Origin of the sequence: Geodermatophilus chilensis (genome assembly GCF_002802985.1) — a bacterium.
GTDB classification, from domain to species: domain Bacteria; phylum Actinomycetota; class Actinomycetes; order Mycobacteriales; family Geodermatophilaceae; genus Geodermatophilus; species Geodermatophilus chilensis.
Genome location: NZ_NVPT01000122.1, coordinates 1 through 16,554, shown reverse-complemented (window position 1 = coordinate 16,554; position 16,554 = coordinate 1). Strand labels below are relative to the sequence as shown.

The window sequence follows — 16,554 nt, the reverse complement described above, 5'->3', positions numbered from 1 at the left end:
AGCTGAAAAGCACCAGCCGTGTGCCTACAGGATTTAGGCGCTGCGACGACACCCGACCCGCTGACCAGCGACAACGCTATCGATCAAGCCTGCATGTGCCTGTGATCTTCGGAACTCCGGCCAGGGGCGCCTGGTCAAAACGGACGATGGCCTTTTGCGTCTCCCCTAACGGGTGATCCATCGGTCCGGCGGCGTGTTCCCCGGCCCGATGTATCACCCGTCGTCATGCCCGAGCTCGCATTTCCGGACGCAATTGAGTGGACTGTCACACTCGGTCTGCGGGATGGCTGGCCGCTGGTCCGTAGAAGGGTCTGAAGCAGCTACGAGGCGCCGACGAGTGAGTGCAGCAAGGCTTGCGTCTCGGGGTCCGTGGAGTACAGCAAGGTGCCGCGCATGCCTCGGCTCAACAACACTTTGTAGACGTTGCGGACCAGCGCGTCGAAGTCCTGGTCGCTCACCCGCTTCGTGTTGCGGAAGTCCGGATCCCGGTTGGCCGACCGGACAGCAACCCACCGGTCGGTGCGCCATACGAGGTCCGGGCCGATGAGCACGCCGTTCCAGTCGTACTCGAACCCCTGCGCCGTGTACACGCATCCGACCTGACCGAAGCCGGCAGGCTCGCTGGCCCACAGTGCGGATGGGGGAGCGCCGCCGACCGACCGGTCGCCCTTGAGGTTCCACGGCCGCGCCCAGTCACCGATCCGCACGTCCGGAACAAGCGAGCCGTCCTTGCGCGGGTCGCTCCATGGCCAGCAGTAACCGGCCGCTATGCGGGCGCCGTAGTGCTCCTGGAGCTTGGCCTGCAGCGCCGACTCCATGGCGGACGGGGAGTCGACCACGTGCACCTCGAAGTTGGGGTCGCCGTCCCACGGCACCGGCCCGCCGGGCTTCAGCCCCAGCAGCCGCTCGACCCAGTCGATGTAGGCCTCCGAGCCGCCACAGCGGTACTGGGCGCTGAGGTCGACGTGGTGGACCTCCAGCCCGCGCTCGCGTGCAGCCTTCTCGATGTCCTCGACCGTGCCCAGCTCACCTGGCCGCACGACCTGGTTCTGGTCGAGGAGGAACACCGGCACGCGGGCTGCGTCGATCAACTCGTCGACCTGCGCCTTGCCGGTGCGGTGTTCCGCCTTGGTCCACCGGTTCGCCGAGGTCTCGCGCAGTCGGTGCGCCTCGTCGGCGATGAGGACGTCGAAGCCGTTCTTGTCGGCGTCCATGAAGCTGTTGAAGTACTTGAACAGGGACTGAACCTGCCGTGAGCCGCTGCCCGCCACCTTGCGCAGCGTCTGGGTGAAGGAGCGGGATCCCGTCGCGTGGATTGCCGACCGGCCGCGCCGGTTGAGTTCCCCGAGCAGCGACAGCGCAATGACGCTCTTTCCGCTGCCCGGGCCACCGGAGACAATGACGACGCTCTTGTGGTCACCGGCGCGGGCCTTCTCGACCTCGTGCATCACCAGGTCGAACGCCACCCGCTGCTCGTCGAGCAGGACGAACTGCTCCCGCCGGCGGACCTCCTCGGCGGCGACCGCCATCAGCTGCTTGCTCGGGGCGATGGCTGAGTGCAGCAGCCGGTCGGCGTAGACACTGCCGTCGGCCGGAGCGAGCCGGCTGCGCAGGAACTCGAGCCACTCGCCCCGGTTCTGGCCGGTGAAGAGTCGGCCCAGCTCGTCCTGCGGGTAGTTGTAGAGCGCGCCGACCTTGGCCGTCGTCGCGTTATGCAGGTAGGCGGCCCCGGCCAGGACGTCGGTCGTTCCGTGCAGGACGGTGGTGAAGTCGAGCAGGTACTCGCCGTACGACCGCACCTGCGCGACGGGATGCAGGATCGGCCGCGGCCCGTACGACGGCTGGACGACGAGCTCGGCGTCGTCCTCGAACTCCTGGGCCTCCGTCCACTGCTTGAGCTCGATGAGGATGTACGAGGGGCTGTCGCGGCGCGGGTGCCGACCGGCGAGGACGACGTCGATGCGCTTGCTGCTGAGGGGCAGCTGGTACTCGAGTAGGACCTCGACCTGGTCGAGTCCGGCCTGCAGGAGGTCGTCGGCGAGAACGCGGAGGCTGGCGTCCCAGGAGCGCATTTCCGCGGCAGACGCGCGGCGCTTCATCTGGAAGGACATCTGCTCGGCGAGGACGGCTCCGACCCGACCCTCGCGGGCCAGGTCGGTGAGGCCTCGCGCGGAGGTACGCAACAGGGGCAAGGACAGTCTCCGGGCAGCACGAATCGACTCGTGCGGGTGGAGGCATGTCCGGAGTGCGGAAGCCTGTCGGGCCGCGTCTCCCGACAGTAGATGGCGGTGACGGCGGAGCCCGTGCCGATACTCGGCCCGTGTCGGACATCGCGGACCTCACTCGTCGCATGCGCACCTTCACCGAGGCCCGCGACTGGGCGCGCTTCCACGATCCCAAGTCCCTGGTCCTCGCGTTGGTCGGGGAGGTGGGAGAGCTGGCCGAGCTCCTGCAATGGCTTCGGCACGACGAGCAGGCGGCGGCGGTCAGCGAGCAGCCGCTGAACGGTCGGCTGGCGGAGGAGATGTCCGACGTCCTGCTGTACCTGCTGCGACTGGCGGACGTCGTCGGCGTGGACCTCGCTCAGGCAGCGGCGGACAAGCTCCAGGCCAATGAGGATCGCTTCCCACCCGACGACCATCGGAGTGTGGCACCCAGTAAGGCGTAGGGGTCCCGATTCGGAGTGTCACTCCGTACCGCGGCCGGCGCGCTCGCATAGTGGAGCGGCCGACGTGTACCGCGTCGGCGTAGCGAGCACGGCCCAACGGGCTTCCGCCAGGACATGCCCTCACCCGCTGCGAACACCGGACGGCGCGGATGAGTGACGAGTTGGGTCGGGTCGATCTCCTTCGAGCAACGGGACAACTGGGAGATCTGTAAGCGCGAGTCGTTGTTCGGCTCTAACACCGTCACTGCTCTCGGCGTGCGGAAGGGCGACGAGCTCTTCATCTGGGGTTCGAAGCGGGGCTGGCTTGCCCGGTGCCGGGTCACTGCGGACGTACGCAGGCCGTTGGGCGTTGAGGAGGTCCCCTGGCCGGACCCTGCGCGTTACAGGGCACTCATCCCGATCGAGGTCGTGGACGAACCCGCGGAGCCGCTGTTCATGTCCGGCGGCGAGATCGAGGACACGGTCGGGATCGGCACCATTCAGCTCCCGCGGTTCCCGCGCGTGGATCAACGTCGCGCGGAGCACCTGGCGGCGCTACTCGCCTCAGGGCGACGCGTGCCCGGCCGTGACGACGGCGATCGGAGGATGCGGGACACCGGGAGCGTCGGGACTGCGACGGATCCGCTCCTGAGCAGCCTGGACGAACTCAAGGTCGACCGGCAGCTCGGCAGGCCGGCCCCCTACCAGCAGGTCGTCCTGCTCTGGGCCATCTCGAAAGTAGTGCACGGCCGGGAACGACTGCAGCCCTTCTTGGAGGCCCGGGACGAGCTACGTGAACTGCTGCGGCCCTTCGCCGTCGGCGGGAACGATCCGGATCCCGAACTGCCCTGGTTCGCTCTTCGCAGGTCACCGTGGTGGCAGCTGTCCCCGGTTCCGCAGGTCCCGATGAGTCGGGGTGGCCGGGACTTCGTCCGGCGGGAGAACCCGGTCGCCGGCCTCACCCGGGAGGCCCACAGCCAGGTCCAGAGCGACGAAGAGTTCCGGCGCCGGGCGATTCAAAGGCTCACCGATGCGCTGGCCGGTCACGAGGCCCTCGACCGGACCTTGGCGGTGCTGGGGCTCGCTGGCCAGTCTCCGGCGGCGAGTGCCACCTCGGACGCGGCGAGTCTCCTCGAGAGCCTCGTCGGCCGGACACTCGGAACGACGACAGGCGCGGGTAACAGGGTCCTCGCCGTGCAGCCGCCCACCGTCCTGGTGGCGACCGGCAGATCGCCCGAGGGGCAACCGATACCGATCGAGATGGTCCAGCGCGGCCTGGATCTCATCTGGCGGGACGGCACCGTGACCGTCGACGTCCCCACTCTGGGACACCGGAGTTCCTTCGTCGGCGCCGTCCTCGCCACCCTCCCCGGCGTGACGGTGTCGGGTTCACCGCCCCGCCTTGCACTCTCGGGCTGGTCCGGCGACGTGCCCGGACGACCGGATGGCGAAGACGAGCTCGAGGACCCGGCCATCCCGCCGGGATACGACGAGAGGAACAAGGCACACCGGGCAATCGTCCAAAGGCGAGGCCAGAAGGCGTTCCGGGACGGCCTCCTCGCCGCCTACGACGGCACCTGTGCGGTCACGGGGACAGCGGCGGAAGCGGTTCTCGAGGCGGCGCACATCCGCCCGTACCGGGGCCAGCTGCACAACACGGTGACCAACGGGCTCCTCCTGCGTGCCGACATCCACACGCTCTTCGACCTGCACCTGCTCACCGTGCTGCCGGTCGGCAGCATCCGGGTCTCACCGGAGATGGACGAGACTCCGTACGCAGCGCTCGACGAGCGGATGGTTCGTCGGCCGGCGTCGCAGGCTCACCGGCCGTCCGCGACGGCCCTCGAGGAGCACAACGCCGCATGTCATTGGTTGCGTGAGGTGTCCACGTCTTGACTGAGGTTCCGCTGATACCCGCTACCTCTCCCCGGCGACGAGCGACCTGTGGCCGGTCTCTGCTTCAAGGCGGCGGGTGACGATGGGCCGAGTGGCGCGCGAGGCCCCTGATGCAGGTTCCAGGCGACGACTGCGGGCATGAGTGGACGAGCCACTCAGACATCGGAACGCCGAATTCCTGAGCTCGCTGCCGCAGCGTCCGTATCAACCTGCGACACCTGTCGAGGTAACGACTGAAGCTTACCGGGCGAGGTCAGGCGACCTTGGCGGCGTGGTAGATGTCGGCGGGGAGTGCGTGCTCAAGCCGCCACAGGATCCGCATGGGGCGCTCGCCGCTGTGGGAGACGTAGGACATTGGCCCGGCGTAGAGGTACGGCGGCGTCCCGAGCGTTCCGTCTGCCGTCTTCGTCTCGCGGACGAACATTTGCACGGATGTGTCCATCTCTCGGTGGTGGATGTACCGCTGACCCGTCGCTGAGCGCTCTGCGGTCGCGTTCTGCGACTCCCACTGGAAGAGCGTCGGCGAGATGGCGTGGTCGGCGTACATGGTGGTGGGGGAGAAGTGAGCCTCGGTCTTCACCAGCGTCACGAAGAAGACATCAGCCTGGTCGCCGGGTATCCAGCGCACGCCGGAGCCCCACGTGCCGTTGAGGTCTGACATGCCGAAGGCGGCGAGTGCCTCGTCCCGGCTGTAGCGGGCATGCACGTGCAGCGGACGACTCCCGACGACTTCAAGCGCTGGGGTCACACGGTGAATGCGGTCGTGCAGGACGCCGCTCAACTCGATCAGCTCTTCAGCCCGGCCGGGGTTGGCCAGCAGGCGCTGCAAGCTGGCCTCCGCGCTGCTGAACGGCGTCCGTGAGCCCCAGAGCGAAAAGTGAAGCATCGCCGCTAACCGCCGCACGCGCTCAGAGCCTCCGACGACACTTCCGGATGCGGCGTTGAGCAGCTCCCGTACAGCCCGCAGCCGCTCGAGATCGTCGATGTGCAGCATGCGGCCGAATGCACCCCGCAGCGTCACGTCGTCTGGACCCGGAGCCGAGTGGTCCCAGCCGGCGGCGCGCTTGAGGTCCAGCCAGCTGCGGCCATTGCCGCGGTAGAGATCCTCGAGCTCGATCCCACTCTCTTCGAGGAAGTCTGCGAGCGCCGGCGTTGAGGCGCGCTTGGCCTCTCCCACAAGCCCCTTCCAGGAGACGTTGAGCGACTGCTTGATGTTGTCCAGCACGACCTGCTGCGCCACGCGGTCGAGCTCGATGTGGCAACCGGCCGGGAGCGTGGGGAAGCCCTGCTCGACGTCCCGCTGCACCCCCTTCCGGGAACTGCCAGTCAGTGCCCGGAACCGCAGGTCGAAGCGGAACTCTTGGTGCTGAGCGCCGATGAAGTCGAGGACGGTGAGGCAAGGCTTGTCCTCCGAGAGGCGCAGTCCGCGACCCAGCTGCTGGAGGAACACGGTGGCGCTTTCCGTCGGACGCAGGAACAGCACGGTGTCGACCGACGGGACGTCAAGGCCCTCGTTGAAGAGATCGACTGTGAAGAGGGCGTTCACCGTGCGGTCGCGGAGGTCAGCCAGCGCGGCGGCCCGCTCCTCCCGGGACGTCGTCGAGGTGACCGCGAGGCTCGGGATGCCAGCCGCGGTGAAGCGTTCGGCCATGTACTGGGCGTGCTGGATACTGACGCAGAAGCCCAGCGCCCGCATGCGTCCCGGGGCGGCGACCTTGTCCTGCACCGCCTGCAGGATGAGCCGGACGCGCTTGTCGTCGCCGGTGTAGACGTTCGTCAGCTCGCTGACGTCGTAACCGCGGCCGCGCCGCCAGCGCAGCTGGTCGAGTGCAACGTCGTCGTGGATGCCGAAGTACTGGAACGGCGCGAGCAGCCTCTGCTCCAGTGCCTCCCACAGCCGCAGCTCGACCGCCGTCCGGCCGTCGAACCAGCGCCGGACGTCCGCGCCATCCGTTCGCTCGGGCGTCGCCGTGAGTCCGAGTAGGACCTTCGGTTGCAGGTGCTCGAGCAGCCGGCGGTAGGTGGCCGCCTCGGCGTGGTGGAACTCGTCGACGATGACCATGTCGAAGTGCGCCGGGTCGAGCTCGGTCAGGTCCAGCTGGGTGAGCGACTGCACCGATCCGAATACGTGCCGCCACTCGCGCGGCCGCTGGCCGCCGACGAGCAGCCCGCCGAAGTCGCCCTGCCGGAGCACGTGCCGGAACGTCGACAGGCTCTGGGTCAGGAGCTCCTCGCGATGGGCGATGAAGAGCAGCCGCTCCACGGTGCCCGCCGCGCGCAGTCGCCGGTAGTCCAGCGCGGAGACGACAGTCTTGCCAGTGCCGGTCGCCATCACAACGAGGTTGCGCCAGCGGGCGTGGACCTCACGCTCGGCCTGCAGCTCGTCGAGAATCTCCCGCTGGTAGCCGAACGGGCGGACGTCGAGCGTCGCGATTTCGATGGGCAGGTCGGCCGGCCCACCGCGCTCCGCAGCGATGGCTTGGCGGAGGCGGTCGCCGTCCCGTTCGGGCTCGTAGGTCTCGAAGGACGGGTCTGCCCAGTAGCTGTCGAAGGTCTCGGCGAACGTCGTCAGCAGGTGTGACTGCTCGACGTTGGACAGCCGGACGTTCCACTCGAGGCCGTCGATCAGCGCCGTCCGGGAGAGGTTCGAACTGCCGACATAGGCCGTCGACATGCCGGTGTCCCGATGGAAGAGCCACGCCTTGGCGTGCAGTCGCGTCGTCCGGGTCTCGTAGGAGACCTTGACCTCGGCGCCGAGCTCGATGAGCCGGTCGAGGGCGCGCTGGTCGGTCGCACCCATGTAGGTGGTGGTGATGACGCGCAGCCGGACGCCGCGCTCGCGCAGGTCGGAGAGGGCGTCTTGGAGCACTCGCAGGCCATGCCACTTGATGAAGGCGCACAGCAGGTCGACCCGGTCGGCCGATGCCATCTCGCGAGTGACCTCATAGCCAATGCGCGGCTGACCGCGGCCGTTGACGAGCAAGGCGCTGGTCGACAGTGGGACGGCGGGTCGCTCGGGGAACGACACGGGCCCGGGGACGCCCCTCGGCGGGGCGACCGCCAGCAGGGTGCGGGCCGGGTCGGTGACGACGTCGTCCTGCTGGGCGCTCTCCGGGGCCATTGCGCTGATGGCATCGACGATCCGGTTGGCCAACTCGACCTGCCGGCTGATGGCCGTGGTGTCGCTTCCACCGGCTGCTTGGAGCGCGCGACCGGCGAGGTCGGTGATGTGGCGGGTCAGCGCCTCGTGGGCGTCCGCCGGGTCGAGGGCGCCGAGCTGCACCAGGTCGGGAGCCGTCGCAGTCAGGTCCTTGCTGAGTCGGTCGGTGACCAGATGCTCGTACAGCCCAGCGCGCATGTCCCCCATGAACCGAACGTAATCGGAAGGTCGTGCAGTTCTTGTGTGCGACGCGGCGTGACCAGGAGCCGCATCGCTCGGTCGGCATGCATCGTCAACCCCGCCGACCCCTGGGCGGACCCGGCAACGAGGAGGGCAACTGTGTGACGTCAGGCTGCAACTGAAGGTCTTTCTCGACGGGGTGCCATGCTGACCGTGCTCCGCACGGTTCCCGTGCTCGACCACGCTATCGCGAGCTGCTGGAGACTCTTCGGCGGCTCGAAGGCGGGGTACCCACCCGCCACAGCCGGTCGCCCTCGACTGATGGAGGGAGGGGAGAAGAGCCCTGCTGTTCAGTCGGCCGTCCCAGGCGAGAGGACGTGCGTGGTGCCGTCGGGGCGGCGCAGGACCTCTAGGACCTGCCGATTGCCCGGCGTCAACAGGCTCGGCGCGTCCGGCAGCCGGGAAACGTTCGCGGCGAGGGTGGCCAGCTCCCGGTCGAGGGCCATCGCGTCCTTGCTCTGCCACGGCAGCCGATAGGTGATCGGCGGCTCCGCCAGCCGCCACAGCAGGTGCTGCAGCCGCTGCTGGGTCTCGGCGTTCTGCCGGAGCCGGACTGACAGGCTGTCCTGCAGGTGCGCCAAGGACTCGTCGGGGTTCCGCAGGGCCGCCTCCGCGCCGGTGACGACGAGTCCCCGGCTGTCGAGGGTGAGGGCGCGGTACAGCCGGGCCACCTGCTGGGGGAAGCGCCGGAAGTCCTCGCGAGGGTCGTCGCCGGCGAGCAAGCTCTGCATCTTCTCCACGGCCACACCGCCGCTCCCCGGGATCTCCTTGGCCGCGCCGGTCTCCCACCGGCTCAACCAGGACAGCCCGCGCTTCTTGACCACCCGGAGGTTGTCGACGGCCGGCCCGAGCCCGATGCCTGAGGGAATCGAGACGCGATCGACGAGCGCCGCGCTGCTCAGGGCCAGCGCCTCCTCGACGCTGTCCAGCTGGGCGTCCATGGTCTCGTCGTCGATCCGGCGGAGGGCGGCGATGCCCTCGCGAATCTGCGTCAGCTTCTTGTCCTGCTGATGTCGGGCGAGCATCTCCGCGCCCACGGTCACGGCCATCAACGCCAGCAGCGGACCGAGAGCGACACCGGCCGCGGTCCCGCCTCCGCCGACGGCGATCAGCCGCACGTGCCCGGAGATGCCCGAGCCGCCGTCCCGGACGAGCCCTCGGAACCCGCCGCCCACAGCCGGCACGAGATCCCGGATGGTCGACCCCGTCGGCAGCTCCAGCCGGAAGAGCGTCGTTCCTGACTGCGCGGCTGACGCACTGGCCCGCGACAGGATCGTCGAGAGTTCCGAGGACAGCGCGCTCGTGCCGCGCAGGACGCCGCCCCAAGTGTCCAGGGTCCGCTCGGGTGCCCGACTCCAGGTGACCAGCAGACCGTCGCCCTCGACGAGTAGCCGCCACGGGTCGTCCTGCCCGGCCGGCCGACGTCCGGGGTCGACTGGGAGGACGACACCGGTGGCCGAGTCCTCATCGTTTGCCTGCACTGCTTCGTCCTCTCGGGGCCAGCGCCGGGACGACGCCCGGGGCGGTTCTGCGCAGTCGGGGAGTATCGCTTGCTGCGGCGCCAGCAGCGCGGCGGTGGCGTCAGTCTTCCGTGCGGCAGCCGCCGGTCGGCTGGTCGCCCGGGATGTCGGCCCACTCGGCGCCGGCCGTCGTGACGAGTTCGTTGACGGCGCGGTGCAGCGCCTCGGCGATCGAGCTCCCCGGCAACCGCTCAGCGACCGCCCGCTCGACGCTCGTGTAGTACCAGAGCAGCTCGGCCCGGCTGGCGTTGAACGTCGACCAGAAGTCCTGCCCGTACCGGCGGACGTCGGCGGCGATGCACAGCCCGTTGTGCGTCTTGTCGGCGGCGGTCACCAACAGGGCGTCGAGCGGCTTGCCGGCGAGGCCTGTCACGTACGGGCGCTTCCGCTCGGCCCAGGTCCCGCTGCGGTTGCCGTCGGCGTCCAGGCCGTCCGAGCACGCCCGCACGATGTCGGCGACGGTGTCACCGAACCGCGACCGGATCTCGGCCAGCACGGTGCCGCCCTGACCCGGTGCAGCGTCCTCGACCGCGTCGTGCAGCAGCGCGGCGATCGCCTGGTCCTCGCTGCCGCCGTGCTCCATCACCAGCGCGCTGACGCTCATCAGGTGCGTCATGTACGGCACCCGCGAGCCCTTGCGCGGCTGCTCCCGGTGGTGCCGTGACGCAAAGAGCAGTGCCTCATCGAAGCGCTCGCTCAACGGTCCGCAGCCGAACTCGCGGCGGGCCTCCAGAGTCGTGGTCATTCGTTCCCCTTCCCTTTTAGGGCGGCGGCGGCGATCGCATCGACGTCCGCCGGCACGGTGGTCCTTCGAGACGCCGCGCGGATCGCGGCCGCCTGCGTGTACGGGTCGTCGCCTTTGGCCGCCCATCCCGGCTCCGGGGCCCAGTAGCGAACGACCTCGACCTCGTCCGAGCCCGCCGAGCGCGTCACGGTCGCCGAGTCCTCATCACCCAGCCGCAGCTCCAGCAGCTCGCTGCCCGCTGATCGGGTCAGCGAACTGTGCAGCACTCCCGGCACAGCGCCGAGCGCCGCGAGCAGGACGTCGTCCGACCCCACCCGGTCGCCGCTGGCGCCGATCCAGCGCAGCCGCACGTGCGTCGTCTCGCCGCACTGCTCCTGCGACAGGACCTTGTACCGGCCGCCGGTCACCAGCTCCTGCTCCTCGGCCTTGGTGCCGGAGAGGGCCCGCGCCGGCACGGCCGGGAACGGCCCGACCAGCTCGAAGAGGAAGCGGGTGCCGAAGCCGTCGGCCACCTCCCGGCTCAGCGAGACGCCCCAGAGCGGCATCTCGATCTGCCGGGTACGCAGATGCCGCTCGATCTGCGGGTCCTCGTCCGGCTTGGCCCCGATGCCGCGCCCGGCGAAGGCCCGCGGTGGCAGGCCGGTCCACGTGTTCCACCCGTCGGCCTCCAGGTGCGGCGCCGCGTTGACCGCCCGCAGCAGGGCGATGCCGGCGTCGAGCGTCTCGCGCTGGGAACGGGCGGCAGTCTCGTAGCCGGTGATGAACTCGGCGCGGAAGTAGTGGTGGACGCCGGTCAGCACCCGCGCCGCAGCGCGGATCGGCGAGGACCCCACGTTCTGTCCGCCCTGCCAGAGGGCGCATGCCCCGGCCAGGTCCTCGGCCGAGACCGCAGGTTGCTGGCTCGGACGGGCCCACTCCGCCGCCCGCGCCTGCTTCTCGCGCAGCCAGTCGACCGCCGCTTCGACCTCGCGGACGACGAGGTCCACGGCCTCGGCGGGAGTCGCCGCCTTCCCCACCGTCGTCTTCTCCATGTCGAGCGTGAAGCCGTCGTCCGTGGTGGGGCGCTCGACCGTGCCGTCGGATCGGACGTGGACGAACTGCGTGTAGTAGGTCAGCGGGTCGCGGCTGCTGATCGCCACGTGCAGGTCCTCGCCGAGGGCGACGCGGACCGCGACGTCCTCGTCGTCGTGCTTCCCCACGTGGGCGATCACCTGCTGCCGGACGCCCTCCAGGTCCATGGGTCTCCTTCCGCGCCGGGGTGGGAGGCAGGCCTCCCACCCCGGCGGTTGTCTCAGTGCTGTGCGTACGGGGCCGGAGCAGAGCCCGGCATCGGCAGCCCGCCGACCTGCTGTACCGGGATGGCCGGGCGGACGTCGGTCAGCGGCAGCGGGGTGCGGCTGCGGTCGAAGTCGGTGTGCTCCCACTTCCACTCTGCGATCCGCGGGCCGACCCAGAGCAGGTAGATGCCGAGCGTGATGAAGCTCAGCAGCAGCCACTTGATCCAGTTGCCGAACAGCCCCACGGCCGACCCCGTGAACACGATCGGGAAGCCGTCGATGTAGCTGTGCTTGGCCCGCCACCGCTCCTTCAGGACCAGCGCGAAGGGGTAGCAGATGCCGAGGGTGCACACGGTGATGAGGACGCCGAGGAGGGCAGTCCCCACGTAGGTGGCCGCTCCGCCGTCGAAGCGGAACCTGCCGGACTTGGACATGACGTACCCCCGTGGAGAGACGGTGATGGACCCCACGTCCATCGGCAGGGCGCCGACTCAACAGAACCGGCTCGTCCCGATCGCACCGCCGACCTCAGCGGGCTCGTGCCGATGTGAGACGGCTGGGTCTCGTGAGGGAGACGAGGTGCCGCAGGGTGACTCGCCAGCTCGCCTCCCGACGATGTCGCTGACCGATGCGAAGGTCTCGGCCGCAACCGCCCGACGACCGACGAGCACCGTGCGCATCGGTATCTGGAACCTGAAGCTCTGCCCGACCTCGACCTCGGAGAGGGGGCAGGCCATCGCCGCCTGGATGGATGCGCAGGGCGTCGACGTCTGGCTGCTCACCGAAGTCCACCGGGACTGGGGTTCGCGGGGGACGTCCTTCGTCGTCTCCCCGCCGCGTGGAATCGACAAGGAGAAGCGGTGGGCCGGGATCGAGACCGCGGTCCCGCTTGGCGAACTTCACACGGCCGGCGGTGCGGAGCACGCGGGTGAGGAGGGGCTGGTCCTGGCGCGTCTGGCGCTGGGGGAGTCGTCCGTCCTCGTGGTCTGCTCCGTGCTGCCGTGGCGGGGCGCCGGCGACTACTGGCCTGGGCTCCCGTCCGGTCAGGCGGCACAGTTCCGTTACGTCCTCGACCACCACGTCGCCCGGATCGAGGCAGAGCGGCTGCCAGGCGAGCCGCTGATCTGGGGCGGCGACTTCAACCAGCGGCTGACCGCGCCGTTTCGGGGGTGCGACCGTCGACGGCGCGAGAGCGCTGCGCTCGGCGTTCAACAGGTTCGGACTCGTGGCCCTGACCGAACAGGCGCAGCACCTCAATGAGCGCTCGTTCGCGATTGACCACCTGGCAGTCAGCCCCGGACCGGTCGGAGAGCTGGCAGCCGAGGTCCACCGTCCCGGATGGGATGGCGGACAGCTGAGCGACCACGCGGCCTACACCGCCGAGGTCCGGCTCCCGGCATCCGCCGCAGGCGTGACCGACGTGGGTTCTGTCGGTGACGCCTGACAGCCTCCGCACTCGGCCGTCACGGGGGCGGCCAGCGAGACGAGGAGTGGCATGAGCGAACCGGTCGGCGTCCAGGTGGGGAGGGTCTGTCCCGGGTGCGGGCGGGAGGACTCCGTTCCGCTGCGGTGGGGCATGCCCGCGGTCGAGGATTTCCGGCTCGCCGAGCGCGGCCTGGTCGCGCTCGGCGGCTGCCTCCTGCCGGGGGAGGAGCCGATCCTCGCCTGCCGATCCTGTGGGCTCGAGTGGGGACGCGAGCGGGATCCAACCGCGGATGAGCAGGCGTTGGCCGATCTGCTGGGCGTCCAGTACGCCGACGTCGTCCGCGCTCTCGGTAGAGGGTGGCGACGGGAGAACGCCGCCTCTGACGACGGGATGCAGTGGTTCATCAGCGGTGAGCCGGCGCAGGTCGCGGTCGGCGTTGACGACCTCGGGTTCGTGTTGGCCCGTCCGCTGACCTCGTGGGACGGGGGCCGGACAGACCTCCTGCCGACCGACGGGTCCCAGTTCAGGCGTGACGACCTCCTGTGGTCGCCCGACGTCATCGCGGAGGCGGCGGAGATCATCGCCGCGCGCCGGCGCCGGTCGTTTCGCTGGTGTCGCACCTGCCGCCGCGCGCACGCACCCGAGTCGTTCGTCGGCGCCGCGGGCGCTTGTCGTCCGTGTGCGTCGGCCTTCACCGGCGTCGAGGCGTGACGCGGCTGGACGCAGCTGCGGTCTCGGCAGTCCTGTTCGACGAGTTTGCGGGTCTGCCGGCCGGCGTCGTCGCGGCGGAGAGCTGGTCGTCGTGGCACCGGCCCGGCCTCCTGAGCTTCTGGGTCGACGACGTCGGACGTGCCGACCTCGAGGCGGTTCTCGGCGTCCCGATGGACGGGCACCTGCTCAGCTGGACGGCGGTGACCGCGGACGGCGAGCGCGGCGAGGCGGTCCTGGACACGCTCTGGGGATCCGTGGCGCTGCGGATCCTGGGCCACCACTTCTCCGTCCTGCGCTACCGGCTCGCCGTCCTCCTGTCACCCGAGGTCCACTCCGGCAGCCGGGCGCTGCGGGCCTGGCTCCCCGACCACGTGCAGGTGGTGGGACATCCCACGGACATCGAGTCGGCCCGGGAAGTCAGCGAGCGGCTGCAGCCGCCCGTGCCTGCACTGCTGCGGCCCGTGGAGCCCCGGACCCTGGCGCAGGTCAGGGAGGCCGAGGTTCGAGCTGCTGTGCAGGCAGAGAGGCGGAGAGGGAGCGAGGTGCGGAGACGCCGGATCGCCGAGGTGCGCGCGCAGCTGGTGGCCAGACGGGCGGGTCAGTCTGAACGGCGCCGACCCCGCACCTACAGGTGGCTCTGGGGCGAGTGGGGTGGTTGCGGACGGCGTCCACCCGAAACACCCGGGTTCCGTTCAGTTCCGTGTCATTGTCGGGCAGACGCCGCACCGGAACGACCGCGGTACAGCGCGGCCGTGAGCACAGAGGAGTTGCCGTGACCATGGACGCGCCGTTCGTGGCGGGGAGGCGGATGTGACGGCGCGGGTCTTCCCCGACGAGCCGCAATTGGCCTCGGCGTCCGAGCAGTTGTTCGTCCAGACACTGCAGGAACAGCTGCCGAACGACGCCGTCCTCTTCTGCAATGTGCGCTTCAGCGACCGCGGGGAGGACCGCGAGGCCGACCTGATCGTCGGCTGGCCCGGTGTGGGCGTCGCCGTCATCGAGGTCAAGGGCGGCAGCGTGTCGCTGGATCGCGGGGTGTGGCGCCAGGTCGGGGACGGCGTCGACCGGGAGATCCACCCGGTCGACCAGGCCGTCGCCTGCAAGTACCTGCTGTGCGACTACCTCGCCGAGCACCCCCGCTGGCGCGCGGGCCGTCCGCGCGTGGCGCACCTCGTCGCCCTGCCGGCCACCACGCTCCCGGACGCCTTCCTCGCCCCGAGGCTGGCCCGGTGGATGGCCATCGACACGACCGACGTGCCGCACGCGGCCGCCCGCATCCGCGCGGCGCTGCAGCAGGTGCGCGACGAGCCGGATCCCGCCACCGCCGAGGACGTCGAGGACCTCGTCGACTGCCTCGCCGGGACGGCGATCCCGCAGCAGCACCTCGTGGCCTGGCTCGCTGAGCGGGAGGCGGCCTGCGACTTGCTGACCCGGGACCAGGCCAAGGTGCTCGACCTTCTGTCCGGCCGGAACCGGGTGGAGATCACCGGGGGCGCCGGCTCCGGCAAGACCTGGCTGGCCGTGGAGAAGGCCCGCCGGCTCGGCGCGGAGGGGCAGCGCGTCGCGCTCATGTGTTACTCGCGCGGCCTGGCCGAGTTCCTGCGACGCCGGGTCGAGAAGCTGCCCAAGCGGCAGCGACCGGACTACGTCGCGACCTTCCACTACCTCGGCATCGGCTGGGGCGTGCCCGAGGGTTCGGACGACGACAGCCGGTACTGGGAGGAGTTCCTGCCGGCGCAGATGGTGTCGCTGGCCGGGAACCTGCCGGAGTCCGAGCGCTTCGACGCGATCGTCGTCGACGAGGGGCAGGACTTCGCCGAGAGCTGGTGGGACGCCGTCCTCGCCGCCCTGCGCGACCCCGAGAAGGGGGCGCTGTACGTCTTCTCCGACGAGGGGCAGCGCATCTTCGCCCGGCAGGGCCGGCCGGCCGTCGAGCTGGAGTCGTTCCCCCTCGTCAAGAACCTGCGCAACACCAAGCAGATCGCAGGCACGTTCTCCAGCCTGGCGCCCGAGCAGATGCGGATCCGTGGCCTGCCGGGGGTGCCGGTGCGGTTCGTCCAGTGCTCGTCCGATGAGGCGGTCGACGTCGCGGACGGCGCAGCCAGCGCGCTGCTCGAGGACGAGGACTGGCCGCCGGAGGCGGTCGCGCTGCTGACCACCCACCGGCGGCACCCGGTCCAGGTGGAGCGGCAGGCCGAGGGCCAGGACGTCTACTGGGCCACCTACTGGGAGGACGACGACCTCTTCTACGGGCACGTCCTCGGCTTCAAGGGTCTCGAGCGGCCGGCCGTCGTCCTCGCCGTCAACGGCTTCCGCGACGAGTCGCGCGCTCGGGAGATGCTCTACGTCGGCCTCCCCCGCGCCCGCGACCTGCTCGTCGTCTGCGGCGACCTGGACCTGATCCGCCGCGTCGGCGGCGAGGCCGTGGCTCGTCGCCTCACCTCATGACACGACCCGTACGAATTGAGGAGTTCGAGTGAACGAACCGTGCGCTCTGCCTCTGCCCGACTGGGTGGCCGAGGAGGTCCGGACGACGCCCGCCAGCACGGTGCTGAACCAGGCGGTCGACGTGCCACCCCAATGGTGGAGGGAGGAACTCGAAGGCCGCGGTTTAGGTGATGAGCTCTTCGATGCGCCCAACGACCAACTCACCCGTGCGCAGCTATTCGAGCTCGGGAAGCAGGCCGCCGAATCGGCGGGGGGCGCAAGGCGCCTGCTGTGGGCGACCCTTGCCTGGGGGACCGGCCGGCGGCACCGGAACAATCATTCCCGGATCAAGGCGGTCACGGAGTCCCTCGACGCCTGCAGCGAGACCCTGCGACGGGCCGCGGAGCTAAAGATCATTAAGGGCGGTTGTTATAGGAACGATCCGAACTCCAAGCCGGTGCTGGCCAGGAAGCCGACCAGCAGTCCGGGGCGGTACTGCATCCGT

The 16,554-nt window shown here is 70.0% G+C and carries 14 protein-coding genes; 8 read left to right on the top strand and 6 right to left on the bottom strand.

Going from position 1 to position 16,554, the window contains the following annotated elements:
- Positions 1 to 320: 320 nt before the first annotated feature.
- Positions 321 to 2,192 (bottom strand): DUF2075 domain-containing protein, encoded by a 1,872-nt coding sequence (locus CNO22_RS18895; RefSeq protein ID WP_198588437.1) that lies wholly within the window; start codon positions 2,190 to 2,192, stop codon positions 321 to 323.
- 128 nt (positions 2,193 to 2,320) lie between these two features.
- On the opposite strand from CNO22_RS18895, the gene CNO22_RS18890 reads away from it, so the two are divergent.
- Both CNO22_RS18890 and CNO22_RS18885 read left to right on the top strand, forming a co-directional pair.
- The gene (locus CNO22_RS18890; protein WP_232807166.1) at positions 2,321 to 2,668 is read left to right on the top strand and encodes a nucleotide pyrophosphohydrolase; all 348 of its coding nucleotides are present in this window, start codon (positions 2,321 to 2,323) and stop codon (positions 2,666 to 2,668) included.
- A 153-nt stretch (positions 2,669 to 2,821) separates the two neighbouring features.
- On the top strand, positions 2,822 to 4,543 hold the full coding sequence (locus CNO22_RS18885; RefSeq protein WP_100500820.1) for an HNH endonuclease: 1,722 nt from the start codon (positions 2,822 to 2,824) through the stop codon (positions 4,541 to 4,543).
- Positions 4,544 to 4,796: 253 nt separating this feature from the next.
- Here the strand turns inward: CNO22_RS18885 and CNO22_RS18880 are convergent, their stop codons facing one another.
- The 5 genes from CNO22_RS18880 to CNO22_RS18860 all read right to left on the bottom strand — a co-directional run bounded on the left by CNO22_RS18880 (position 4,797) and on the right by CNO22_RS18860 (position 11,919).
- Complete coding sequence (locus CNO22_RS18880) at positions 4,797 to 7,910, bottom strand: DUF3427 domain-containing protein (protein ID WP_100500819.1); 3,114 nt, start codon at positions 7,908 to 7,910, stop codon at positions 4,797 to 4,799.
- Between the two features lie 323 nt (positions 7,911 to 8,233).
- Positions 8,234 to 9,424, bottom strand: a complete 1,191-nt coding sequence (locus CNO22_RS18875) for a hypothetical protein (protein ID WP_100500818.1) — start codon at positions 9,422 to 9,424, stop codon at positions 8,234 to 8,236.
- A gap of 100 nt (positions 9,425 to 9,524) precedes the next feature.
- Positions 9,525 to 10,208 carry an HD domain-containing protein gene (locus CNO22_RS18870; protein WP_100500817.1) on the bottom strand — a complete coding sequence of 228 codons (684 nt, stop codon included), beginning with the start codon at positions 10,206 to 10,208 and terminating at the stop codon, positions 9,525 to 9,527.
- Positions 10,205 to 11,446 carry a hypothetical protein gene (locus tag CNO22_RS18865; RefSeq protein WP_100500816.1) on the bottom strand — a complete coding sequence of 414 codons (1,242 nt, stop codon included), beginning with the start codon at positions 11,444 to 11,446 and terminating at the stop codon, positions 10,205 to 10,207. The genes CNO22_RS18870 and CNO22_RS18865 overlap by 4 nt, the downstream gene beginning before the upstream one ends.
- 53 nt (positions 11,447 to 11,499) lie before the next feature.
- Positions 11,500 to 11,919 carry a DUF898 family protein gene (locus tag CNO22_RS18860; RefSeq protein ID WP_100500821.1) on the bottom strand — a complete coding sequence of 140 codons (420 nt, stop codon included), beginning with the start codon at positions 11,917 to 11,919 and terminating at the stop codon, positions 11,500 to 11,502.
- Between the two features lie 181 nt (positions 11,920 to 12,100).
- Here CNO22_RS18860 and CNO22_RS18855 point away from each other — a divergent pair, with 181 nt between their 5' ends.
- From CNO22_RS18855 to CNO22_RS18835, 6 genes are all read left to right on the top strand, one after another.
- Complete coding sequence (locus CNO22_RS18855) at positions 12,101 to 12,745, top strand: endonuclease/exonuclease/phosphatase family protein (RefSeq protein WP_157937012.1); 645 nt, start codon at positions 12,101 to 12,103, stop codon at positions 12,743 to 12,745.
- The gene (locus CNO22_RS27830) at positions 12,711 to 12,929 is read left to right on the top strand and encodes an endonuclease/exonuclease/phosphatase family protein (RefSeq protein WP_157937011.1); all 219 of its coding nucleotides are present in this window, start codon (positions 12,711 to 12,713) and stop codon (positions 12,927 to 12,929) included. The genes CNO22_RS18855 and CNO22_RS27830 overlap by 35 nt, the downstream gene beginning before the upstream one ends.
- Before the next feature lie 51 nt (positions 12,930 to 12,980).
- Positions 12,981 to 13,622: a hypothetical protein gene (locus CNO22_RS18850; protein WP_100500814.1), complete on the top strand. Its 642-nt coding sequence runs from the start codon at positions 12,981 to 12,983 to the stop codon at positions 13,620 to 13,622.
- Positions 13,619 to 14,398, top strand: coding sequence for a hypothetical protein (locus tag CNO22_RS18845; protein WP_100500813.1), 780 nt, complete (start codon positions 13,619 to 13,621; stop codon positions 14,396 to 14,398). Before CNO22_RS18850 ends, CNO22_RS18845 begins: the two co-directional genes overlap by 4 nt.
- Positions 14,399 to 14,432: 34 nt before the next feature.
- Positions 14,433 to 16,070, top strand: a complete 1,638-nt coding sequence (locus CNO22_RS18840) for an NERD domain-containing protein (protein WP_100500812.1) — start codon at positions 14,433 to 14,435, stop codon at positions 16,068 to 16,070.
- 28 nt (positions 16,071 to 16,098) lie between these two features.
- Positions 16,099 to 16,554 (top strand): 8-oxoguanine DNA glycosylase OGG fold protein (locus CNO22_RS18835; RefSeq protein ID WP_198588434.1); only part of this gene is annotated, 456 nt, incomplete at its 3' end.

Coding starts and splice junctions, on each gene's coding strand:
- CNO22_RS18870 (WP_100500817.1), bottom strand. CDS start 10,208: ATGACCACGACTCTGGAGGCCCGCCGCGAGTTCGGCTGCGGACCGTTG.
- CNO22_RS18850 (WP_100500814.1), top strand. CDS start 12,981: ATGAGCGAACCGGTCGGCGTCCAGGTGGGGAGGGTCTGTCCCGGGTGC.
- CNO22_RS18865 (WP_100500816.1), bottom strand. CDS start 11,446: ATGGACCTGGAGGGCGTCCGGCAGCAGGTGATCGCCCACGTGGGGAAG.
- CNO22_RS18855 (WP_157937012.1), top strand. CDS start 12,101: ATGTCGCTGACCGATGCGAAGGTCTCGGCCGCAACCGCCCGACGACCG.
- CNO22_RS18880 (WP_100500819.1), bottom strand. CDS start 7,910: ATGGGGGACATGCGCGCTGGGCTGTACGAGCATCTGGTCACCGACCGA.
- CNO22_RS18860 (WP_100500821.1), bottom strand. CDS start 11,919: ATGTCCAAGTCCGGCAGGTTCCGCTTCGACGGCGGAGCGGCCACCTAC.